Below are 20,062 nucleotides of genomic sequence, written 5' to 3'. Positions count from 1 at the left end.
GGCAGTTTTTGCGGTATGGGAAAGGCTGCTGGAGGATAGCAGTTAGATTCTAATCAGAGATTCGGCGCGTGAATCCACTGCCGACAGCGTCTGCGAAACGCCGTCCACCGCGAACCGAATTCGTCGGCGACTCGTTGTGCGAGCGAATCAGACGAGCCGTCAGCCGACTGGTGAGAGACGGATGCAGAGTCAGCGCTTGCCTCCGCTTGCGCCCTGTCGAGAAGTCGTTCGTATCGGTCGATGACATCTTGCCGTTGCTGACGTGCTTCCGAAAGCGCGCGACGGAGTTCTTCGTTCTCCCGGCGAAGATGTGCGAGTTCTGCGGAGACTGACTGCGATTCGGTCTCGGTCGTCGGATCAGCCGCCTCCGACGGTTCATCGCAGGCGCGTTCGAGTCGCGGAACGTCTCGAACCGGGAACGTCCGCGACCCGTCCGAACCGCCACTCACCGTTCCGGTCGGGAGCGTTTGCGAGGACATGCTAGTGAAGAAGTACCACAGTAGCAAGAAGGTACGTCAGACTGACGTCATCCGCCAGTCAGAAACGGGAGCGAGGCAGGGTCACTCCGCGCCGATGTGTTCTAACACGGCTTCGGTGTCGTTTGCCACCGGTTCGGGTTCGCCGCCCGCCTCGAACGCGGCGTCGGGGTCCTTCAGGAGATGACCGGTAGTGAGACACACCACGTCCTCGTCGGGGTCTACGACGCCCTCGTGGCGGAGTTTTTGAAGACCGGCGACGGATGCGGCGGAGGCGGGTTCGACACCGATACCCTCGCCTGCCAAGTCTCGCTGCGCCTCGGTAATCTCCTCGTCGGAGACGGCGACGGCCGTCCCATCCGTCTCGCGGATGCCGGGGAGCGCCTTCGGTGCGTTGACCGGGTTGCCGATGCGGATGGCCGTCGCACGCGTCTCCACCTCGTCCCAGCGCTTCGTATCCTCCCAACCGTTCTCGATGGCTTCGACCATCGGGGCCGCACCCTCGGCTTGGACGCCGGTGAGTTTCGGCACCTGTTCGGGATCGAGTGCGCCCGACTGAACGAGTTCGCGGAACGCCTTGTACAGCGCCGAAGTGTTACCTGCGTTGCCGACGGGAAGGACGATTCTATCGGGGAAGCGACCGTAGTCGTCGCGGAACGCCTCCAGAATCTCCAGTCCGATTGTCTTCTGCCCCTCTAACCGGAACGGGTTGAGCGAGTTCAACAGGTAGACTTCACCGCGTTCGGCCAACTCTTGGACGATATCGAGACAGGAGTCGAAGTTTCCGTCAACTTCGAGAATGCGCGCGTCGTGAAGCGCGGCCTGCGCAATCTTCCCGGCGGCGACTTTCCCGGACGGGAGAAGCACCAGCGTCTCCATCCCGCCGCGCGCGCCGTAGGCGGCGAGTGCGGCGGAGGTGTTCCCAGTGGAAGCACATGCGAGACGGTCAACGCCGAGTTCCTTGGCCACGCGGACGCCGACAGTCATGCCTCGGTCTTTGAAACTGCCCGTCGGATTCATCCCCTCGTGTTTGATTCGGAGCGTGTTCACGCCGATATCCTCGCGCAGTCGCGGGGCTTCGTGAAGGGGCGTGTCACCCTCGGGCAGACTCACACCCTCCTCGAACGGGAGCGCCGAGCGATACCGCCAGACGCCGCGACCCTGCCCTTGGAAGTCTTCGAACGTCGGCGGGTTCGCATAGCGCACTTCGAGTAAGTGACCGTGGTCGCTTGTGTACCGAATCTCGTCGAACGGGGCGTACGTCTCGCCCGTCTCGATACACTCTAACCACACACCGTCGTCTGCAACGTCCGGAACGTCCGGCGCGGGGGCGGTGAGTTCGAGGCTCATTGTCGGACGGTCACGTTCGGCGGGCAAAAGGGAGACGGTTCGGGCGTGTCCTGCCAGCGTACAGAGTCGGGTGTTCGCAGGGGGTAACGCGCTGTCACGCCCGCTGACGACACACCGTCCGTATCTCCGATTACTCGGTGCCGTACTCTTCGATACTCTCGTGGACTTGTTCTGCCCACTTATCCAGCGCGTTGTGGAGCATCTCTTTCGCCTCCGGGAGCGGCGTGCCGGTGTACTGGTAGACGTAGCCGCCGGGATCCAACAGTCGTCGCTCCCGATCAGCGAGATTCTTCTCCATCAGCGTCGTCAGCGAACGGTTGACGTTGCTCCGATCTCTGTCGAGGATGTCAGCCAGTTCGGCGACGGTACTGCCGGGGTTATCAAGGAGAGTGAGGTACGTTCTGCTCTCGTGTTCTTGAATCCCGAAGACACACGCGAGGACGTGCTGGAAACTGGGGTCGTCGGTCTCGATGAGGTCCCCCATGTCTGGCGTGTCGCTCATACATCGTACTCTTTCTCCAACCGATTAAAAGAACCTGCCACCGGAAACGAGCGCGCCTAGATTACTCGTCCTTCGCGTACCCCATCTTCACGATACAGTTTCGCATCTCCTCCTCTTCGGCGTGTTTGTGGAGCGTCGTCGGCGTATCACAGTAGAACGTCGTCCCGTCGTGGCGGAGTGACACCTCGTGTACCCCACCGAGCATCTCCGCCTCAACGATGACACGACGGCCCTCACGAAGTATGTCGAGTATCTCGTCGGCCGTCAACTCGCCGGACTTCGCACGAAGTGGCTCTGACATTGCGTCATACCGACGAACGTCTCTGTATTGATAGTACCGTTCACACGGTGGATGAGGGAGAGGTTCGCCGCCGAGTCGTCACTCGTTGTACGTCGCCACGGCGAAACCGCAGAGCGCCACGACGAGTAACAGCAACGCAAAGCGCGCGCGGCCCGCCGGAACCGACAGCGGACCGAGGACGTACAGCGAGATAGCCGCGAGAACGACGGCACCAGTCACGACGGCGATACTCCCGGCGGCGTGGACGGCTTCACCACGGCGCGTCTCCGCGTCGGTTCCGAGCGTCTGCCCCACGTCAACAGCGTTCTCGCCGAGATCCCAAACGAGGAGAGCCGCACCGACAGTGGCGACGGTGACGATAGCCGCCGCATCGGTGGCGGCGACCAGAAGTCCGGCGATGAACAGCAGTCCACTGCCGAGGGCGAACCCGCCCGCGGCAGGTGGAACAAACTCGTGTTCAACGAGGTAGACGATCACGGCGAGGATAAGGAGGACGACGAAGAGCAATCCCACCACGACGGCGAGAAGTGTCGCGCCGGTGCCGTACACGCGAGCCATGATCTGCAACAGCGGCCCCTCGGAGAACGTGGTTGAGACAATCGACGAGAGAGACGGGATGAGACCCCCGACGAAAGCCACCGATCCGACGACGAACCCACCCGCGGCCAGCGAAAGCGTCTCCGACGGGTCAGATCCGAGCCAAAACATGACGACCAGACGAGCCATATTGACGGCGAACACTGCCAAGAGAAGCGCCACAACGAAACCGAGCGGGCCAGTGATGAAACCAGACTGAAGGAGGAACGCGACGGCCGTACCGAGCATCGAGAGCGAATCGAGGAACTGCTCGAACATCACTCGCGCCCACGAAGTTGCCGTGAGATAGCCGGTTCCAGCGACGAGGATCCAGACGCCACGCGGAACGGCAGCGATATCGACAGCAACAACATCAAGCGCGGTGATACGGTCAAGGACCCTAGTTTCCGGGGTCAGGCGCTCCAGACGCTCGATAGCGGGTTCGATTGTGAGAACGATGAACAGCACTTCCAGTTCGATAACGAGGACCGAAACGAGCGGACTCATTCTCGAGAGCAGAGAGAACAGCCCGTACGTGGTCAACGCCGCAGTGCTGGCGACGTGGAAGTGTACAAGCAGGGCCAGCGCGGCAAAGCCGGCGATAGCCACACCGGAGTGGATAATCGCCCGGGAGACGACACCGACTGTGTCTTCGGTCAGTCCGGCGAAACGGTCGAATGCTACAGCGACGAGTGCGAACGCCGCGACACTACCAACAAACGGTTCGGGACCGAACAGGCCGATGGAGACCGCAAGAAGCGACGTACCAACAAGGGTACTGATACTCCCGACGGCGCGGCGGCTGTTTTCGTTGCTCGTGAGCTCGCCTGCGCTCCAGCCGACGACGCTCGCACCGACAGCGGTGACAACAGCACCGAGCGGCGACCCGACAGCAACGCCGAGAGCGAAAGTGGCGACAACGGCGATTCCGAACGCCAGCGACGCGGAGAACGGCGCTGCCGAGGAATCCGGCGCGCCAACAGTGTCCACTGCGTCGTGCCACTCAGGTCCGAACTGACTCATGCCGACCACCTCGCTTTCGCGCGGTCAGTCGCCGCACGAAGCGGTTCGTCCGGCGACCAAAGCACCACGCGCACGTCGTCACCGTGGAGTTTGCGGAGGCGACGGTCACGCTCGAATTTCGATATTTCGCCGCCGGGCGTTTTCCCGGCTAAATCCGGGACATACGCCGTCACGGAGTGGCCGTGAGCCGCGAGACGGCGCGCATCGGTAACCACATCCTCGTCGAGGAACGGCGAGAAGAACGCGATCTGTGCGTCGTCGGGGATCCGTTTCAGAAGCGTTTCGAGATTCACGTTCCGGCGTGACTGATTGCGGTCGGTTCGGGACGCGTCCGGTATCTCTGCTTTCTCGAACAGCGACCGGGCGCGGAGAACTTGGTCGCGGCCCGTCTTGGGTTCGAGATAGCGCTGACCGGGGAACGCACCGTACAGTGCCACACCGGCCCGGTTGCCGGTAGAGAGGAGTGACTCCATCGCCCGTTCGGCGGCGTACTTCGAGAGCCACACGGCGTCGGGTTCGCCCTCGCGCCGGGCGACGTGCGCCTCGACGCGGACGTCCACGAGACAGATAACGGTTGCCGCGCGTTCGCGGCGGAACTCGACAGTAGTGAGTTCGCCCGTCTTCGCGTACCGCTTCCAGTCTACGCGACGCATCGGGTCCGTCCGATGGTGTTGTCGAGTGGCGTAGAACTCCACGCCCTCGCCGCCAGAATCCGTCGGAACACGGCCGCTCGCGGTTATCGTCTGTCCGGTCAGCGGAACGTCATCGACGCTCCCCTCACAATCCAGTTTCGTGTCGATTTCGACCGCATCACGCGTCTCTGCGCTACCGCTCAGGTTGCGGACGGCGACAACGCACTCATCGAACGAGTGCGACCCGCGGCGAGCGCGGATAGCGTACGTCAGCGACTCCGACTCACCGGGTCCGAGGCTCGTTCCGAGACGCGGTGAGCCATCGACAACTGCCAGTCGTTCGGGAACGCCGTCCACGAGACGAAGGTCTGGAACGGGTTCCTCGGTCTCGTTCGTGACCGTAAGCGTCACCTCGACAGTTGCTCCCGGCGCGGGTGACTGCGTGCTCAGCGTCCGGTCGAGCGTCAGCGTCGGGTCAGGTTCGCGGTTGGCGTTTCGATAGCCAACGTAGACGAACCCAACGATAGCGGAGACGAACATTGCTGGCTCCGAGACGACGATGCCCGCTGCACCGGCAAACAGTGCGAACACGAGGCCAATGTCAGTCCGTGCCGGTCCCGAGGACAACAGCGTGGATGCGAGACTCAAATCACTCTGTGTCGATCTTGTCGTGACTCGTCCCCGACCACTCATCGGCGATCACCTTCGTCAGTGTCGGTTGTGGACTTGGCGGGTGCGCCGCCATCAGTTTCGGCCAATGCAGCGTTTCGTTCCATAGCGATTTTCTCAGTGTCTGCGTCTTCGGACGGTGTGTACGGCGGTTCTGCGTCCGCAAATTCGTCTGTCGTTGCCGCCGGTGCGTCAGCGTGAGCAACAGACTGGCTAGCTGTTGATTCAATCGCCGCAAGTTCCGCACGCGCCACGTCGGCGTCGCCGTCGCGGATAGAGAGGATCGCGGAAACGGTGTCCTGGACGGCGCGTTCAGTCCGCTCACCGGCCGCCCAATCGCGGACGCGTGTTCGAAGCGGAGGATGAATCGACGTATCTTGTGCGAGATACGCCCGAGCGCGCGGTTTGTCCGTCCACCGCCCTTCAGCGACGAGTTCGGTCGCCGTCTCTCGGGGGCAGCCAGTCGTCTCGGCGATTGCGTCAACGGCCGCAGTCCGGAGCGTTCCGTACGCCCGACGCCGATGCCGTCGCTGCTTCCACTTCTCATCGGGAACAGCGGTACTGGCCGCGCCGTTAACGTCCTCACCGACAACGCGACGAACCTCGTGGACGGCGGTTTCGGGCGGTGTCTGAGGGTACTGGACCGTTGTCTGGCTTGTTTCCTCCTCGTCAGGGGACACGAGGACACGAATCCCGTACAGGCCTACGAGTCCGGCAGCAACGAGGACGAGCGAGGAACTCGCAAGCGATGAGGAAGCGAGCGTAACGACAAACGACGGGAGCAGCCACTCGGGGAGAACGACGACGACGGCTCCGATAAGCGCACAAGCCGCGAATACGATCTGTAAATGGCGTCGCAGCCATGACAGAATCATGCGTTCTCACCGCCGTTACTGTCGAGGAACGAGCGAATCCGGGAGAGGGCATCCCGGACACTCGGGAGTTCGTCGCGTCCGGATTTCCCGCCGTACCGCACTCGCTCGAACGCACGAGTCAGTCGCTGGACGGCCGACTCGGGGAAGCCAGCGGCGACAGCGGCGCGGGCGTATTCGCCCGGCGTGGCCGCTTTTCGGTTTCCGATGGGGACTCGTTCGGCCATCATCGCCCACGCTTCCTCGACGCTCTGCGGAGTCGGGTCAGTCTCCTCCTCAACGTCGGCAGTCGGCGTCGGGGAACCATCGTTCGGCTCCCGTTCGTTCCCGCGACGACCGGTGAGACCCCCCGAACCGGCGCGGAGAAGTCCGCCGAACAGGGCTGATAGACCGCCGCCAAACGCACGAGGAAGTACAGTGACGACGGTTCCCAAACTTCCGCCGAGGACCGCGAGGGTTCGCCCGCTACCGCGGACGAGGCCCTTGGCGATGACACCGAACGACTCCGCCGCGGCGACAGTGACAGAGAACACTCTGTCGAGTACACCCGGAACGGACGCCGAGAGACCAACTAGGAACGATGTCGTCCGTCGCGGAACGGCGGCGAAGAACGCCCGGAGGTTCGTCTGGAATCGGCCGATTGGAAGCCCGGCAAAAGTCGTCTGCTCATCGATACCCGGCGCGAGCGAGAACACGAGCAGTCCCGCCGCGCACACGCCGATGATGAGCATGATACCAGCGAACGCACCGTCCATCGAGATGCCGTCGTCCGTTGGCCCGTCGGAGACTGGCGTCTCTGTCGGAGTTGGCGTCGGGGTTGGTGTCCCGGTTGCAGTCTCGGTCTGTCCATCGTCCGCCGTCTGTGCTGCCTCGGTCGGGCTCGGTGTCGGGGTGGCTCGGTCGTCGATGCCGGAACCCGGCGAATCGCCGGGGGCACCGGGGACGCCGTTCCCACCGCCGATACCGGCCGGGTACGACCCGAAACCGGCAGTCGGAAACAGCGACCCGCCGAACAGCACCACCACGACACAGAGGAGGGCGAGGGCGGCACGTGTGCGGTCGCGTGACACGTTATAGGGTGAGAGGCAAACCCGTAAAATCCTTGTCCTCTCCGGGAAACATTTATTCCTCCTCTCCTACCTTAGACACGAAATGTCGCCCTCCACGTCAGACGGTCACACTTCGGCTGTCACAGGTCCGACAGCGGACAAGTCACTCGTCCGTGAGATGGCCGCGGCGCTGGCGCTCGTCGTTACTATCGATGTCGTCGCCGTCGCCGCCTTCGGCTACCTCGTCGCGCCGTGGGTCGAACCATACCTCCCGTCCGGCACGCCGAGCGTCCTCGTCGGCGGTGTCGCAATCGTCGCCGTCACCGGCGTGTTCCTCCTCGCCCATCTTCGGTACGCGCGGCGCGGTGTTCTCGCCGCCGTCGGCGCGAAGACGGTGAGCGAATCAACACATCCGAACTTACACGCTCGAATCACTCGGCTCGCCGCGCAGTTCGACCTTCGGCCGCCCGAGTTGGCCGTCGTCGATACCGACGTGCCGAACTCGCTGGCCGTCGGTGGTCCGCGCGCGTCCACCGTCGTCATCAGTCGGGGACTCATCGACGACCTCTCGGACGACGAACTCGACGCCGTGTTGGCCCACGAACTCGCGCACGTGAAAAACCGCGATGCGACGGTGATGACGCTCGCGTCCGTCCTGCCGGCCCTCGCCAACGGCGAGTACTCGACGTCGGACTCTGTCATCCCCTCGATGAGCGGCGCACACTACCTCATCGGCGCAATCGGTCTGTTCGTCCTCTACGTGATGGCGACGCCGCGACTTTCGGGGACGGCGTTCGGCGGGTCATCACTCGGCGAGTTCCTCCTCGTCGTCGGCTTCACACTCCTCCTCGGCGGCGTCCTCCTTGGCCTGTTGGCGGCCCCCGCCGTCGTCCTCACTCGTCGATTGTCGCGGCGGCGCGAACTCGTCGCCGATACGGCGGGCGCGCGAGCGACGGGTGACCCCGCGGCGATGGCGAGTGCGATTCGGACGCTGGCGGACGAGGAGCGAACACGGCGCGACTTGCGTTCGACGGCGTCTACGCTCAGCGGCCTCTGCTTCCTGCCGCACGGGTTCAGCACGGATGCTGAAGACGACGAGAAAGCGACTATCGCCACGCAAACTCACCCGTCCGTCGAAGACAGACTGGAGAACCTGCGTACGGTCACGGCGACACTGGAAAGCTGAACCGCCTTTTCTATCTGCAGCGAGCGTTGTCGGCGACTGCCCGGGTTACTTCTCGGTGCGTGCGCTCCCTGGATCAACGTGCGTACGTCGGTCGCGGATCCCAGACTGGAGGCAGCCCGTAATACCGACAAGTAGCCCCAGATACATCGACAAAATACCGATTCCCGAAACGGATCCCGTGCTGTTCGTTGCGAGAAATCCACCGAAAACAACGAGCAGCAGTCCGAGTTGATAGGCTTGGCTCACCATACACTGCTCATTATCGCGCTCGCCATAATTGTTATTAATATGACCAAAGGTCTGAGACCCGAATCTGGGTCGTAGTCTTTCGACGGGTGGGGCGCGTCAGTTCGTGGTGAAATTCGAGTCCGGGTCCGACGGCGGCGCTTCGACGCCTTCCGCCGCTTCGGCAGTCGTCGTCTCCTTTTCGGTATCGACGTGCCACCGGTCCACCTCGTCGTCGTACTCGCCGAGGCGGCGACTCACCTTCGACTTCAGGTCGTCGTCGTTGATGTTCACCTCGAAGATGAACGTCACCTCGTCTTCGCCGCGCGCCGACTTCTGGATGTTCGCGCTGACGAGTTCGTTGTCGAAGTAGTACGGCGCGAGTTGCGTCATCACCTTCCGGTAGACGGTGTCTTCGACCTTCCGAAGCGCCTTCCGACCGGCGGAATCGGCGGCGCGGGCGACGTAGCCGATTGACTCACTCCAGCGCTCGACAGCACCGTCGTTGTCCCCCTCATCCACCTTCTGATACGATTCTGATAGCTTCTCACCGGCGGTCTGGAGGTCTTCGTTCGGCTCTTTGCCAGCTTTCTCACCCTGCCCCTCGCTGACGCTTGCTTGCGCGGCCGTTTTCTCGTTAACGTCCTCGCTCAGTCGTTCATGTGCCTTGGGACGCCACTCGTCCCACTGCTTGAAGGCGTCGCTTTCGACGCCTGCATCGCGGAGGGCACGCGTGATCCGCTCGCCGTGTTCAACGACGTCCCCCCACGTCCCCCGGATTTTGAAGCCGGAAACGCTCTCTTCCATCTCGTTGACGGGTGGTAAGTTCGGGTGCGTATAAAAGTCTACTTGCAAGTTGCATCTCGGTCCCACAACCAACGGGACGCGAGAAACGGACGAATGCGACTCAGCGCGACCCGTAGACGAACCGAGTCGCAGCGTCGTCGATACGCGAGGCGAGACGTGCTACCCACGCCGCAGGCGAGATCGCTCGCACTTCCCGGTCGGACAACTCGATTCGGCCCCCGTCGAACGGGTTCGACCCCTCGCCGTCGTCCGCGGCGTCAACGACGGTGGACATCGCACATCGACCGCAGGATTCCGTCTTCGTTTCAGACATGGAAACAGTTCACATACAATAGCAGACTTGCACGAGTAAAGTGTTTTGACCCCGACAATACCCGAGGTGCTTTTGATGCCGTGTTCGCTGTGAACAGGTATGGGATACCGTGTCGTGGACTGCGACGAGGTGGAGACGGTCGAAGACCGTCCCTGCGAGATGCAGCGTCTGTCGGGTGCAGCGGGGTTAGAGAACGTCGCTATCAACCGGTTCCGAGCGGCGCCGGGTGAGCAGATTCCGTTAGCGTACCACTACCACGAGACACAGGAGGAGGCGTTCTACGTCCTTTCGGGGACGATGGCCGTCGAGACGCCCGCGGAGACGTACGAAGTGGACGAGGGGAGTCTATTTGCTGTCGAACCGAACAGTCCGCAACGGGCGTACAACCCCGCGAACGCGACGGAGGCGGTGGAAGTACTCGCCATCGGCGCGCCCGCCGTCACCGGTGATACGAGAATGTACGACTCGGAGGAAGAGAACAAATCAGAGCGCGGAAACGAACCGGGAGGCGAAACCGAATGAGCGAGGCGGAAGCCGACTCGTTCGATCCGAAAGCCGCCGCCGAGGAGGCGGGCATCGACCTGTCGCACGTCCCCGACTGGGAGGACAGCTATCTCGACAAAGTGTCGGACCGTCTCATGTTCAACTACGACCTCGAGAAGGACCGGTCGGTGTCGGGCGAACGGTTCGACCTGTTCGGCGAGATGCGCATCGAATCGGAGAAACATTTCATCCACCCGGCGCTGAACTACGCGAATCACGAGAGCCACGAGTTCCTGTTTGCCCGCCGCGTCACCCATCCCACGGTTGCCGAGTTGGAACGGCTGGTCGGACTCGGTCACGAACTGGCTGACGGCGACGACTGGTTTGTCGCCGACGAGGAACATTTCGGGACGGATTTCACGTTCGTTCTCGTCGCCAACGAAGTGCCCGCAGACGTGCGGGAGTTCGTTGCGGAATTCTCCGACCGGACGCTCATCAAATTCGGCTACTACGGCCACTACGAAGTGAACCTCGCTGTCGTCGCACCCGACGAGGAGGACGCCGTCGCCAGCCAAAATGCGGATGTGGCGCAGGCGTTTACCCTGTGGGACGACGTTCGCCAGACGGAGCAGCGCGGCGTCGTTGCCCGCGTATTGGACCGCTTACGTCGGTAAGCGTCGGCGAAGACGACCGACGGCGGCGTCCGAAGTGACGCCGCCGAGATAGACAACCGATTTCAGTCGTCGCCCGAGGAGAACCCGCCTTCGCTGGGGTTCTCGCGGACGCGCCGAATATTGCGGTAGCCCATCAAGACGAGCGAGAGCGCCAAGTACATCAAGACGAACGCGACGACGACTTGGACGGCGGCAGACACCATAGAGAGCGTCGTCGCGGACTCCATCCATGCGTCGTTGAGGAACTTCGCGTAGACGTTGTCGTGGAGAGCGAGCCACAGCAAGCCCATCACGGTGATAAAGACCATAACCACCATCGGGCCGCCGGTGCTGATGAGTTGTTTCGACTCGCTCCAGTTGGCCAACCACACCGTCGCGGTGAGGAGTGCAAGCGCCGCAAGCAGTTGGTTCGCGCCGCCGAACAGTTGCCACAGGGTCAGCCACGACCCACTCGTGACGAGGAGATACGCCGGAAGCGCCTGTGCGACTGCGTTACCGTAGCGATCCACCGCGAACGATCCGAGGGGAGACCCCGGCGTCCCGACGATTTCCTCCATCATGTACCGACCGAGACGGACGGCCGTGTCCGTCGAAGTGAGGAGGAAACTCACGAGGACGAGCGCCATGAACGGCGCACCGAACGACGCCGGGATGCCGAAACTCGTCAGGATGACGCCGCCGCCCGTGGCGAACGTCGGCAGGGCAAGACCGATACCGCCGCCCACGTTAGGCGCGACGAGTGCGACGGTGATGAGCGCGACAGTCGCGAGCAGACCCTCGCCGAGCATCCCACCGTAGCCGATGATTCGGGCGTCTGACTCACGGTTCAGTTGCTTTGCGGTCGTCCCCGAGGAGACGAGCGAGTGGAAGCCGCTGATTGTCCCGCACGCGATAGTGATGAACAAGAGCGGGAACAGCGGTGCGCCGGAGCGGCCGATGAAGCCGTAAAACGGGTCGAGATTGGTCACGAGCGGTTGGCTCGGCGTCACCGCCGAGATACCGAGTGCGCCGCCGACGGTGCCAACGATGACCGCCAGCAGTGCACCGCCGACGCCCGTGTACAGAAGGAACGACGAGAGATAGTCACGCGGCTGGAGGAGAACCCACACCGGAAGCGCGCTTGCGAACGCACCGTAGACGAGAATGATCGGCACCCACGCCGCGGTGTTCGCGCCGAGCGAATCGGACGCTGGAAGCCACCACGTCCCGATTCCCGAGAGCAGGACGGTGGTCTGCGCCGGCGCGCGCGACGCCGGTTCGAAGAGGGCAAGCGGATACTGGATACCAACCCAGACGCCGACGAACATCGCCACGACGAACGCGATAGTTCCCGGGATGAACGGCAGATCGAGTTGATACAGGTACGCCCCCAGAAGGACAGCGAGTCCGATGTAAATCAGACTCGCTGTCGCCGCCTCCGGGTAGGCGTTGAACACGATGGCCACGACGAGAGCGAACACCCCCACGACGAGGATGATGGTCAAGAACGCGAACCAAAGCAGCATGTTCTTGCCGCGCTCGCCGACGTACTCGCCGATGATGTAGCCGATAGAGCGCCCCTCGTGTCGGAGACTGGCCGACAGCGAGACGAAATCGTGAACGCTTCCCATCAGGGGGTTACCGATAGCAATCCACGCCAGCGCAGGGACCCACCCCCAGACGACCCCTGCGGTGATGGGGCCGACGATTGGTGCCCCACCCGCGATACTCGAATAGTGATGCCCGAGAAGAACCGGCTTTTTCGCCGGCACGTACTCCTGTCCGTCTTCGTACTTGTGCGCCGGTGTCTCACGACTGTCGTCAAGTTCGACGAACTGCGCGAGATACCTCGAATACCCGAGGTACCCAGCCGAGAACAGTGCCAGCACCGCGATAACGAGCCAGATAACTTGTACCATGGTGTCGTGCCTCATTCACCCCCATGAAAAACCGCGACTTAATGATAACGATTTTACCATTCAAAACACCGACCAAGTTTCTGACACCCAAAATTCGGTCGCAGAGAAAGTGAGAGTACAGAGCGAGTACGCTGCGATTAAAGGCTATATTTCGACATCTCGGCCGCACTCAGGACAAGACAGGGCCGTCTCGCCGTCGTCAGTGAATCGGATACCGAGAGCGTCAACGTCCTCACAGTCGGGACAGGGTATGGGAACACGAATCTGCTCCCAGTCGTGTTGCGGCCCGGGTGCACCGATAGCCAAGACGGTCGCCGGGTCGTCGGACTGGTTGGTTCCGTGGTGATAGTCGCCGGGCGCAAACCGAACTGCCTCGTCTTCGCTCACCTCGACGCTTCCTTCCACTGTCTGGAACGTGACCGTGCCGGAGAGTACGTAGAACACCTCTTCTTGATCGAGATGGGTGTGGAGGCCACCAGAAGAACCTTCACCGGGTTCCAGCGTGTAGCGGTTGAGTGCGACGTTCGTCGCATCGAGTTCATCCGAGAGCGCCTGTCCACCGGATGTGCTTCCCATCGGGTGAGGGAACGTGTCGATATCGTCCACGTCGATATGTTCCATACGTACACTTTCGGAGAGTTGATAGAAAAACCGTCGGACTACGCATGTGATTCGATGGTCACGTCGAGATCGAGTTCGTGGGCCACCGCATCAAGAAGGTCGCCTTTGACCTCCGAAACGCGGGTGGCGACTTCAGCGACGACCGGATACCGAAAGTCCTCGCGGAGTTCACGGAGTCGTTCGCGTTCGGTCTCGACTCTGTCGCGGAGGAAGCGCGCTCCGCGGCCCTCTTCGTGGGGTTCGGGTTCGGGTGTAAGACGATTAGCTGCGAGGCCGCAGATCGTCAGGTCGTACGATTCGAGGTCGTCGATAGCCCGACGCGTCTCTCGAATGGAGAGTTCGTCCGGATTGACGACGAGGAAGAACGCGGCGTTCTCTCGAAGCGTCTCCCCGGCGAACTCGAAGCGCTCTTTTCGAGTCCGGAGTCGGTCGAGGATAGGATCACCATCCATCATGCGCCGGGGTTCGTTGTTGCCGATGGCGGCCTTCTCGTACAGATCGATTGATTTCTCGCGCTTGTAGACGAGGCGGTCGATCCAACTTTCGAGAAGGTCCGGAAGCGAGAGCAGACGGAGCGTTCCACCGGTCGGAGAGGTGTCGAAGACGACGCGGTCGAACTCGTCTGCCGACCGCATCACCTCGATAAATCGGTCCATCAGAGCCGCCTCGTACGCACCGGGCGTCTGGTGTGCCATCTCTATCTGCCGGTCGATCTCGTTGACCATCGCGGGACTCACCTGATCGCCCATCGCTCGCTTTGTCTCCATCAGATGCCGTTCGACCTCTGTGTCCGGGTCAACCTCCATTGCAGCGAGATTCGTCTCGCCCTCGACGGCCTGCGGGTCGTCGCCGAACTGTTGGTCGAACACGTCAGACGTACTGTGCGCTGGATCGGTCGAGACGACAAGCGTGTCGAGACCTTCACGGGCGCATTTGAGCGCGTACGCCGACGCCAACGTAGTCTTGCCGACGCCGCCCTTACCGCCGAAGAAGACGAACTTACGCATGGTCAGAAATGGTACTGCTGGCCCTTTCGTTCGAGAAGCGACCCACGATCCCACATCCGCCGTTCCCACGCCTCGAACTCGTCTTCAAGATACGGCAGGAGTTCAGCAGTGTAGTAGGAGACGGGACTCGGGATGCCGAACGCCTCGGGGAAACACGCCAGCATGAAGGCGTCCTCTTGGTCTTCGGCCTCCTTTTCGATCTTCTCGTAGGCCGGATGCGAGATAAGCCCGTGGTAGAACCCGCGAAGCCATTCTTCGACGATTTCGCGGTACTCCGCGATTCGCTCCGCAATTGACATGAGTTCACGTACCTCTCCCGTCGGAGAAAAGGGTATCGTTCACAGACAAACACGCAGATACCACGTTTGCGAGAGGGCGTTGGGTGAAAGCAGTTGAAATAGTCCGCCATTGTGCGGGACTAATTTGTTCCAAACAAAAGTTAATCAAAAGTATTTTTGAGTTGAAATAATCTTTTCAGGATCAGTATGGGATGGTTAGAATTCTATCTTGTCAGTGGTGTTATACTGGTGAACCTGACACCGTGTGCGCCGGCGACGACCACCGTCTTGTCGCCCTCGTCGTAGATCTCCTGCACGGCGAAGCTTCCCTCATAGGTTACCACCAACCCGGGTGTGAGTCGGCGGCGAACGGTCGGTTTCGACCGCGGGACGCACGGACAACGACAAAGAATCTAAGTAGCGGAGGGCGGAGGGTCGTGTATGGGAACAAACCCCACGTCGAGCGGGGACCCGCGCGTGTTGTTCGTGATGAACCTCGTTCTCTCGTCAGTGTTCGCGGCAGTCGTGGTGTGGGGATTAGATTTTATCGGCATGGTAGAACTCACGTTCGTGAACGTCGCGTCGTTAGCGCTCGTCTTGATGGCGGTCACGTATCTCGTGACGCGATGACGACGCGGTAACGACGCGATAACGGAGGCATCACCGCGGTACACAACATCGCGTGAACCACTCGCACGAGGAGTCTCCGGCGGATTCAACGGCATTTATGTCTGTGGACGGCCCGCGTTTCGAACAACATGCCCATCGAAGACCGAGACGACGCGTACCTTATCACGCACGCGCTGGCGAAAGACACGCTCCTAAGACTTCGGGACGTTGAGACCGAGCAGGTAGCGTTCCGGAAGGGTCTGGTGAAACTCGGCCGCATCTGTGGCTACGAAATCATCGACGGCGTGATGGAAACCGAATACGTCACCGTCGAGACGCCACTAACCGAGACGACCGGCGAGCACGTGAAAGGACTCGACAACGTCGTCATCATCAACGTGCTGCGCGCGGCGACGCCGTTCGTCGAAGGACTGCTGAAGGCGTTCCCGCGGGCAAAGCAGGGCGTCATCAGCGCCGGACGCGACGAAGAGGCAGGGATGGACGACGACGGCGAGTTCCCCATCACCATCGACTACGTGAAACTACCCGAGATCACCGAGAAAGATACCGTTATCGTGGCTGACCCGATGCTCGCCACCGGGAGCACGATGTGCGCCGTCCTCGACCACGTACTCTCGAACGCCGCGGCCGAACCCACGGACCTGTTCGTTCTCTCGGCCGTCTCCGCCCCCGACGGACTGCTCCGCGTCGGCGGCCAGTTCCCCGATGCCGACCTGCTGACCGTCTCTATCGACGACCACCTCGACGACGATGGCTACATCATCCCCGGACTCGGTGACGCGGGCGACCGCGCGTTCCGGACGAAGTAGCGCGACCCACCCCTCTCTACACTCGTTCTCGCGTTCGTGCAGAACAACGACTATAGCGGCGGCCGACAGACGTGGGTGCAATGAGCGATACCGATCCATGCGACGCGTGTGGAGAGCAAGTGACAGACGCACTCGCGCGTACTGTCAGAATCACTGTGGACCGCTCGGAAGTTGACAGTCAGCGACTCTGTCCGAACTGCTTTGCCGGATGGATCGAACGCTACCGAACCGAGATGGCGAGCGAACGGACGGGCGACGAAGGGTCGGGAATCATCGTCGATTAGTCGTCACTGGGACGCTGTGATCCTGCTAGCGCCTCCGACGACTGTTGGCGTTCGCGTGTGACTGACTCCCACCGTTTATTCGTTCCGCGAAGCAGCATTAACGCCGTCCGAATCACGATGACATCGAGGAATTGCCGGTAGCCGACAAGGTGGAGCGGGGCGTACGCGAGCAATCGCCAGTCGCCGTCAGATAGATCGAGCGCCATCGCAGCGACGAAGAGGAGAACAAACAGGAAGTATGCTGCGACGAGCGCCACCCCGAGGAACGCGCCATTGAGTATTGCGACGAAGATCATCGTCGTAACAACAATACTCGCAAACGGTACAAACAGAATCGACAGCGCGGAAAGCGGAAACGCGAAGCGATGAAGGAATCCGTACGCCGGTTCCGAAAATACGTCGCGGTGTTTGAGCAGCGTCTGGATGTTCCCGCGCGTCCACCGAAGGCGTTGGTTCAAAAGGTCAGTCAGCGAGAACGGAGCCTCAGTGTAGACGAGAGCTTCACTGAGTTCGACTCGCCACCCCGCCTTGAGGAGTCTGACGGTTAAATCGAAGTCCTCGGTAACGGTGTCGGGATCGTAGCCGCCGACCTCCGAGAGCGCCTCACGGCGGAACACGCCGAGGCAACCGGGAATTACCATCACCGTACCGAGGTAGGAAAACGCCCGACGGAGCGTGTTGATGCCGAGAACGTACTCTAACGCCTGCACACTGCCAACGATTCCGTCGGCGTTATTGACGACGACGGTGCCCGCAACGGCACCCAAGCGTGGATCAGACTGAAGCTGTTCGACAGCAGTTCGGAGAGCGGACGGTGCCAAGATGCTGTCGGCATCAACTGCGACGACAACATCACCGCGGCTACAAGAGAGCCCGAGGTTGAGCGCCGCATGCTTTCCACCGTTCGAGCGGTGAAAGACTGACACGCGGTCGTTTCGGTAGGCCGATGCCTCCGCATACGTTCCGTCGGTGCTTCCGTCGTCGATGACGATGACTTCCAGCCGGTCTGTTGGATAGTCCGAAGCGAGTATCGAATCGAGACAGTCGCCGACGTAGTTCGATTCGTTGTACGCAGGTACGAGGACACTTACGAGCGGTGCATCGTCGTCATCAAGTGTGTGGTCCGACTCCTCTCGGCCGCGCATTTGCACGATAGTGAGCGGAAATACCACAACGACGATGAAGGCGATAACGACGAATCCAGCGAAGACGGCCATCTCGTACGGTGTTGGAACCGACCACCCGAACACGAATCCGCCGGTGAGAACGAGTGCTGAGAGGACAATAGCAAGCCAGATGGAGAGTCGTACCCGTGTGTTAGCCAACCGACGAAGTCGACCACCGACCGTGAGTGAGACCACCCACGGAAGGCAAAACGCCACGAGAAAGACGAACGGCGTCGCTTCGGTGGTGTATCGTTCGGTGTAGGCGAGGAGAGCAAACAGACCTAACGACGACAGTATCGCCGCCACGAACCACCCGGGAATCGGAAGACCGGTTCCGAAGAGTCGTTCAGACCACCGCTGCCAGCGTACCGCGCCGAATACGAGGGCCGCAAAGACGAATGCGAACCCCAGCGGGCCGAAAATCATCACGGGAGGAAACAACACCACTCCCGCGAGGACGACAAAGAAGAGTAGCAATAGTTGTACCGGCGCGCGTGTTGACCACCCGAAAGCGTCGTCTGTCGGTTCGTTCATCGCCCTCAGTCTGCCTCCGCCGACTGCGGCGCAAGCGACGGGATCGCTACGTCGTCGAAGCGTCTGTCACACTCGGGACAGTGAAGGACGAACGCGACGCACGTGAGACCGTCATCCGCCGTCGTCAGCGTTTCGTCGCACTTTGGACAACTGAGATAGCGGTCCGCAGCGTCGAATCCTGCCGCGACATCGACGAATCCACACGTCGTGTGTTCGAACATCCCAACCCGCTGGACGCGCCCACCATCGCAGTCGGGACAAGCCGTGTCTGCGCTCGCGTCCAGTCCAGTAGATATCTGTTCTCCACCCATCATGCACCCCAAGAGAGCGTTTTCGACTGTTTTGTTATGTCGAGCATGCGTGGAATGGTCGGGTGCGAAATGCGAGCTTTAGCCTAGCACCCAGCCAAATAGTCGTATCTTACTAATGGAGTCGGGATGCCGACGAAGCAGTATGGAGAGACGGCGGTTTCTGGGGTTGGTCGCCGCATCGGCGGGGACGACTGTTGGCGGGGCTGGTATCGTACGTAGCGTAGCGGGTACCGGAGAGACGCGCACCGGCGACTTCCTCGCCGGGGTTTCGATACAACGGTCGCCGGTTCGGTCTCTCGACCGGTTCGAGCAGTGGACCGGCAAGCCGCACGCAGTCGTCGTCCAGTATGCGACGCTTGGGCAATCTGAGGAGGAGATAGCGCAAACGGTCTCGTCACTCGAATCGATCTGGCAGCACGGACACGTCCCGATGTTGGTGTTAGAACCGACGTTCGGCACCAAGACGGAGACGTCAACGACGATTTCGAGAGATATCGCCGACGGAAAACACGACGACAGCGTGGACGCGTGGCGGGACGCGCTCACGAAGTGGATGCGACGTGGGTGGGGGCGACCAGACCGGCGTTTATTCCTCGAATTCGCACCGGAGATGAACGGTGACTGGGTGCCGTGGGGTGCGCCCGCTGGCGATTCGACGCCCGACGACTACGTGGCGATGTTCCGTCACGTCCACAGGCGCGTGATGTCGAACGGACTCGACTCCTCGAACATCCAGTGGATCTGGGGACCGAACGCCGGTGGGCGCGGCGGCATCCCGATACCCGACTACTACCCCGGCGACGATGTCGTCGATTGGGCGGGGGTAAACGGGTACAACTGGTGGAACTGGGTCAGCTGGTTCGCGCCGCCGAAGATATACGGGAAGGCGCTCAAACAGATACGGAGCGTCACCGACGCACCCATTGCCATCACGGAAGTCGGCTGTTCGACCGAAGTGGACTCAGGGAACGACCCCGAACGGAAGGGGGCGTGGATCACCGAGCTATACGACTACGTGCGGACAGAAGACGTGAAGATGGTCTGTTGGTTCAATCATACGAAAGAGACCGACTGGCGCGTCTTCGACAGCGTTCGCGGTACCGACGAGATAACGCAGGACGGCGAAACGGTTCACGTGTACAACGCGTATCGACAAGAGATGACCAAATCGACGACGCTCGGAGCGCACCCAGTCGATAGGCGACGACTCACCGACCGTGAGTTCCGCGGCGAGTTTTGAGGCCGGTTAGCGTGACTCAGGCCACGCTTCACCGAGAAATTCATCGGTATGCAACCCCTATTCGTCGGTTCCGAGGAAGTAAGCTGAAGTTTCTGAACACGAGTCGAATAGGACCGCAAATCAGATGCCACCTAATGTCAGAGTAC

General features: G+C 61.4%; 24 protein-coding genes. 7 read left to right on the top strand and 17 right to left on the bottom strand.

The window, feature by feature from the left end; translation table 11 throughout:
- Positions 1-53 precede the first annotated feature (53 nt).
- The 8 genes from HBOR_RS01400 to HBOR_RS01365 form a co-directional block, all read right to left on the bottom strand.
- Entirely contained in the window at positions 54-479 is a 426-nt protein-coding gene (locus HBOR_RS01400) for a hypothetical protein (protein WP_006055681.1), read from the bottom strand.
- An 81-nt stretch (positions 480-560) separates the two neighbouring features.
- Positions 561-1,826, bottom strand: coding sequence for a threonine synthase (gene thrC, locus HBOR_RS01395; RefSeq protein ID WP_006055680.1), 1,266 nt, complete (start codon positions 1,824-1,826; stop codon positions 561-563).
- A 130-nt stretch (positions 1,827-1,956) separates the two neighbouring features.
- Positions 1,957-2,328 carry a helix-turn-helix domain-containing protein gene (locus tag HBOR_RS01390; protein WP_006055679.1) on the bottom strand — a complete coding sequence of 124 codons (372 nt, stop codon included), beginning with the start codon at positions 2,326-2,328 and terminating at the stop codon, positions 1,957-1,959.
- Positions 2,329-2,389: 61 nt separating this feature from the next.
- Positions 2,390-2,629 (bottom strand): hypothetical protein, encoded by a 240-nt coding sequence (locus tag HBOR_RS01385; RefSeq protein WP_006055678.1) that lies wholly within the window; start codon positions 2,627-2,629, stop codon positions 2,390-2,392.
- Between the two features lie 78 nt (positions 2,630-2,707).
- A complete protein-coding gene (locus tag HBOR_RS01380; protein WP_006055677.1) occupies positions 2,708-4,228 on the bottom strand; it encodes a DUF7519 family protein in 1,521 nt (506 codons plus the stop codon).
- A complete protein-coding gene (locus HBOR_RS01375) occupies positions 4,225-5,508 on the bottom strand; it encodes a DUF58 domain-containing protein (RefSeq protein ID WP_241432374.1) in 1,284 nt (427 codons plus the stop codon). Before HBOR_RS01375 ends, HBOR_RS01380 begins: the two co-directional genes overlap by 4 nt.
- Before the next feature lie 41 nt (positions 5,509-5,549).
- The gene (locus HBOR_RS01370) at positions 5,550-6,404 is read right to left on the bottom strand and encodes a DUF7269 family protein (protein ID WP_006055675.1); all 855 of its coding nucleotides are present in this window, start codon (positions 6,402-6,404) and stop codon (positions 5,550-5,552) included.
- The gene (locus HBOR_RS01365) at positions 6,401-7,471 is read right to left on the bottom strand and encodes a DUF4129 domain-containing protein (protein ID WP_006055674.1); all 1,071 of its coding nucleotides are present in this window, start codon (positions 7,469-7,471) and stop codon (positions 6,401-6,403) included. The genes HBOR_RS01370 and HBOR_RS01365 overlap by 4 nt, the downstream gene beginning before the upstream one ends.
- An 82-nt stretch (positions 7,472-7,553) precedes the next feature.
- On the opposite strand from HBOR_RS01365, the gene HBOR_RS01360 reads away from it, so the two are divergent.
- Complete coding sequence (locus HBOR_RS01360) at positions 7,554-8,636, top strand: M48 family metalloprotease (RefSeq protein ID WP_006055673.1); 1,083 nt, start codon at positions 7,554-7,556, stop codon at positions 8,634-8,636.
- Between the two features lie 45 nt (positions 8,637-8,681).
- Here HBOR_RS01360 and HBOR_RS01355 read toward each other — a convergent pair whose 3' ends face one another.
- The 3 genes from HBOR_RS01355 to HBOR_RS01345 all read right to left on the bottom strand — a co-directional run bounded on the left by HBOR_RS01355 (position 8,682) and on the right by HBOR_RS01345 (position 9,942).
- Positions 8,682-8,885, bottom strand: coding sequence for a hypothetical protein (locus tag HBOR_RS01355; RefSeq protein ID WP_006055672.1), 204 nt, complete (start codon positions 8,883-8,885; stop codon positions 8,682-8,684).
- A 96-nt stretch (positions 8,886-8,981) separates the two neighbouring features.
- The gene (locus HBOR_RS01350; RefSeq protein WP_006055671.1) at positions 8,982-9,668 is read right to left on the bottom strand and encodes a DUF5828 family protein; all 687 of its coding nucleotides are present in this window, start codon (positions 9,666-9,668) and stop codon (positions 8,982-8,984) included.
- A gap of 100 nt (positions 9,669-9,768) precedes the next feature.
- Positions 9,769-9,942 carry a hypothetical protein gene (locus tag HBOR_RS01345; protein ID WP_006055670.1) on the bottom strand — a complete coding sequence of 58 codons (174 nt, stop codon included), beginning with the start codon at positions 9,940-9,942 and terminating at the stop codon, positions 9,769-9,771.
- Between the two features lie 138 nt (positions 9,943-10,080).
- Between HBOR_RS01345 and HBOR_RS01340 the strand changes: the two genes are divergently transcribed.
- Positions 10,081-10,503, top strand: a complete 423-nt coding sequence (locus HBOR_RS01340) for a cupin domain-containing protein (RefSeq protein WP_006055669.1) — start codon at positions 10,081-10,083, stop codon at positions 10,501-10,503.
- Positions 10,500-11,138, top strand: coding sequence for a hypothetical protein (locus tag HBOR_RS01335; RefSeq protein WP_006055668.1), 639 nt, complete (start codon positions 10,500-10,502; stop codon positions 11,136-11,138). Before HBOR_RS01340 ends, HBOR_RS01335 begins: the two co-directional genes overlap by 4 nt.
- A 62-nt stretch (positions 11,139-11,200) precedes the next feature.
- Here the strand turns inward: HBOR_RS01335 and HBOR_RS01330 are convergent, their stop codons facing one another.
- The 4 genes from HBOR_RS01330 to HBOR_RS01315 form a co-directional block, all read right to left on the bottom strand.
- Positions 11,201-13,036: a carbon starvation CstA family protein gene (locus HBOR_RS01330; RefSeq protein ID WP_006055667.1), complete on the bottom strand. Its 1,836-nt coding sequence runs from the start codon at positions 13,034-13,036 to the stop codon at positions 11,201-11,203.
- Positions 13,037-13,180: 144 nt separating this feature from the next.
- Positions 13,181-13,657, bottom strand: coding sequence for a cupin domain-containing protein (locus HBOR_RS01325; protein WP_006055666.1), 477 nt, complete (start codon positions 13,655-13,657; stop codon positions 13,181-13,183).
- A 38-nt stretch (positions 13,658-13,695) separates the two neighbouring features.
- Positions 13,696-14,664 (bottom strand): ArsA family ATPase, encoded by a 969-nt coding sequence (locus tag HBOR_RS01320; RefSeq protein ID WP_006055665.1) that lies wholly within the window; start codon positions 14,662-14,664, stop codon positions 13,696-13,698.
- 2 nt (positions 14,665-14,666) lie between these two features.
- A complete protein-coding gene (locus HBOR_RS01315) occupies positions 14,667-14,963 on the bottom strand; it encodes a hypothetical protein (RefSeq protein WP_006055664.1) in 297 nt (98 codons plus the stop codon).
- A 420-nt stretch (positions 14,964-15,383) separates the two neighbouring features.
- Between HBOR_RS01315 and HBOR_RS01310 the strand changes: the two genes are divergently transcribed.
- The 3 genes from HBOR_RS01310 (at position 15,384) to HBOR_RS01300 (ending at position 16,665) form a co-directional block, all read left to right on the top strand.
- Positions 15,384-15,572 carry a hypothetical protein gene (locus HBOR_RS01310; RefSeq protein WP_006055663.1) on the top strand — a complete coding sequence of 63 codons (189 nt, stop codon included), beginning with the start codon at positions 15,384-15,386 and terminating at the stop codon, positions 15,570-15,572.
- A gap of 128 nt (positions 15,573-15,700) precedes the next feature.
- Positions 15,701-16,381: a uracil phosphoribosyltransferase gene (gene upp, locus HBOR_RS01305; protein WP_006055662.1), complete on the top strand. Its 681-nt coding sequence runs from the start codon at positions 15,701-15,703 to the stop codon at positions 16,379-16,381.
- Positions 16,382-16,461: 80 nt separating this feature from the next.
- Positions 16,462-16,665: a DUF7569 family protein gene (locus HBOR_RS01300; RefSeq protein ID WP_006055661.1), complete on the top strand. Its 204-nt coding sequence runs from the start codon at positions 16,462-16,464 to the stop codon at positions 16,663-16,665.
- Here HBOR_RS01300 and HBOR_RS01295 read toward each other — a convergent pair.
- Both HBOR_RS01295 and HBOR_RS01290 read right to left on the bottom strand, forming a co-directional pair.
- On the bottom strand, positions 16,662-18,365 hold the full coding sequence (locus tag HBOR_RS01295; protein ID WP_006055660.1) for a glycosyltransferase: 1,704 nt from the start codon (positions 18,363-18,365) through the stop codon (positions 16,662-16,664). The two genes, HBOR_RS01300 and HBOR_RS01295, sit on opposite strands and share 4 nt — an antisense overlap.
- A 5-nt stretch (positions 18,366-18,370) precedes the next feature.
- Positions 18,371-18,676, bottom strand: a complete 306-nt coding sequence (locus HBOR_RS01290; RefSeq protein ID WP_013440420.1) for a TackOD1 domain-containing metal-binding protein — start codon at positions 18,674-18,676, stop codon at positions 18,371-18,373.
- Between the two features lie 142 nt (positions 18,677-18,818).
- Between HBOR_RS01290 and HBOR_RS01285 the strand changes: the two genes are divergently transcribed.
- A complete protein-coding gene (locus tag HBOR_RS01285; protein WP_006055658.1) occupies positions 18,819-19,916 on the top strand; it encodes a glycoside hydrolase family 26 protein in 1,098 nt (365 codons plus the stop codon).
- Positions 19,917-20,062 lie beyond the last annotated feature (146 nt).

The sequence above is a fragment of the Halogeometricum borinquense DSM 11551 genome, assembly GCF_000172995.2.
Lineage (GTDB): Archaea > Halobacteriota > Halobacteria > Halobacteriales > Haloferacaceae > Halogeometricum > Halogeometricum borinquense.
The sequence above is the reverse complement of the archived record's forward strand: the minus strand, read 5'-3'. Positions and strand labels throughout refer to the sequence as shown.

Excerpts from the sequence above, each read along its gene's own strand:
- HBOR_RS01385 (WP_006055678.1), bottom strand. The coding sequence starts at position 2,629 with ATGTCAGAGCCACTTCGTGCGAAGTCCGGCGAGTTGACGGCCGACGAG.
- HBOR_RS01400 (WP_006055681.1), bottom strand. The coding sequence starts at position 479 with ATGTCCTCGCAAACGCTCCCGACCGGAACGGTGAGTGGCGGTTCGGAC.
- HBOR_RS01340 (WP_006055669.1), top strand. The coding sequence starts at position 10,081 with ATGGGATACCGTGTCGTGGACTGCGACGAGGTGGAGACGGTCGAAGAC.
- HBOR_RS01310 (WP_006055663.1), top strand. The coding sequence starts at position 15,384 with ATGGGAACAAACCCCACGTCGAGCGGGGACCCGCGCGTGTTGTTCGTG.
- thrC (WP_006055680.1), bottom strand. The coding sequence starts at position 1,826 with ATGAGCCTCGAACTCACCGCCCCCGCGCCGGACGTTCCGGACGTTGCA.
- HBOR_RS01335 (WP_006055668.1), top strand. The coding sequence starts at position 10,500 with ATGAGCGAGGCGGAAGCCGACTCGTTCGATCCGAAAGCCGCCGCCGAG.
- HBOR_RS01355 (WP_006055672.1), bottom strand. The coding sequence starts at position 8,885 with ATGGTGAGCCAAGCCTATCAACTCGGACTGCTGCTCGTTGTTTTCGGT.
- HBOR_RS01390 (WP_006055679.1), bottom strand. The coding sequence starts at position 2,328 with ATGAGCGACACGCCAGACATGGGGGACCTCATCGAGACCGACGACCCC.
- HBOR_RS01300 (WP_006055661.1), top strand. The coding sequence starts at position 16,462 with ATGAGCGATACCGATCCATGCGACGCGTGTGGAGAGCAAGTGACAGAC.
- HBOR_RS01370 (WP_006055675.1), bottom strand. The coding sequence starts at position 6,404 with ATGATTCTGTCATGGCTGCGACGCCATTTACAGATCGTATTCGCGGCT.
- HBOR_RS01285 (WP_006055658.1), top strand. The coding sequence starts at position 18,819 with ATGGAGAGACGGCGGTTTCTGGGGTTGGTCGCCGCATCGGCGGGGACG.
- HBOR_RS01295 (WP_006055660.1), bottom strand. The coding sequence starts at position 18,365 with ATGAACGAACCGACAGACGACGCTTTCGGGTGGTCAACACGCGCGCCG.
- HBOR_RS01360 (WP_006055673.1), top strand. The coding sequence starts at position 7,554 with ATGTCGCCCTCCACGTCAGACGGTCACACTTCGGCTGTCACAGGTCCG.
- HBOR_RS01325 (WP_006055666.1), bottom strand. The coding sequence starts at position 13,657 with ATGGAACATATCGACGTGGACGATATCGACACGTTCCCTCACCCGATG.
- upp (WP_006055662.1), top strand. The coding sequence starts at position 15,701 with ATGCCCATCGAAGACCGAGACGACGCGTACCTTATCACGCACGCGCTG.
- HBOR_RS01315 (WP_006055664.1), bottom strand. The coding sequence starts at position 14,963 with ATGTCAATTGCGGAGCGAATCGCGGAGTACCGCGAAATCGTCGAAGAA.
- HBOR_RS01380 (WP_006055677.1), bottom strand. The coding sequence starts at position 4,228 with ATGAGTCAGTTCGGACCTGAGTGGCACGACGCAGTGGACACTGTTGGC.
- HBOR_RS01290 (WP_013440420.1), bottom strand. The coding sequence starts at position 18,676 with ATGGGTGGAGAACAGATATCTACTGGACTGGACGCGAGCGCAGACACG.
- HBOR_RS01345 (WP_006055670.1), bottom strand. The coding sequence starts at position 9,942 with ATGTCCACCGTCGTTGACGCCGCGGACGACGGCGAGGGGTCGAACCCG.
- HBOR_RS01330 (WP_006055667.1), bottom strand. The coding sequence starts at position 13,036 with ATGGTACAAGTTATCTGGCTCGTTATCGCGGTGCTGGCACTGTTCTCG.
- HBOR_RS01320 (WP_006055665.1), bottom strand. The coding sequence starts at position 14,664 with ATGCGTAAGTTCGTCTTCTTCGGCGGTAAGGGCGGCGTCGGCAAGACT.
- HBOR_RS01350 (WP_006055671.1), bottom strand. The coding sequence starts at position 9,668 with ATGGAAGAGAGCGTTTCCGGCTTCAAAATCCGGGGGACGTGGGGGGAC.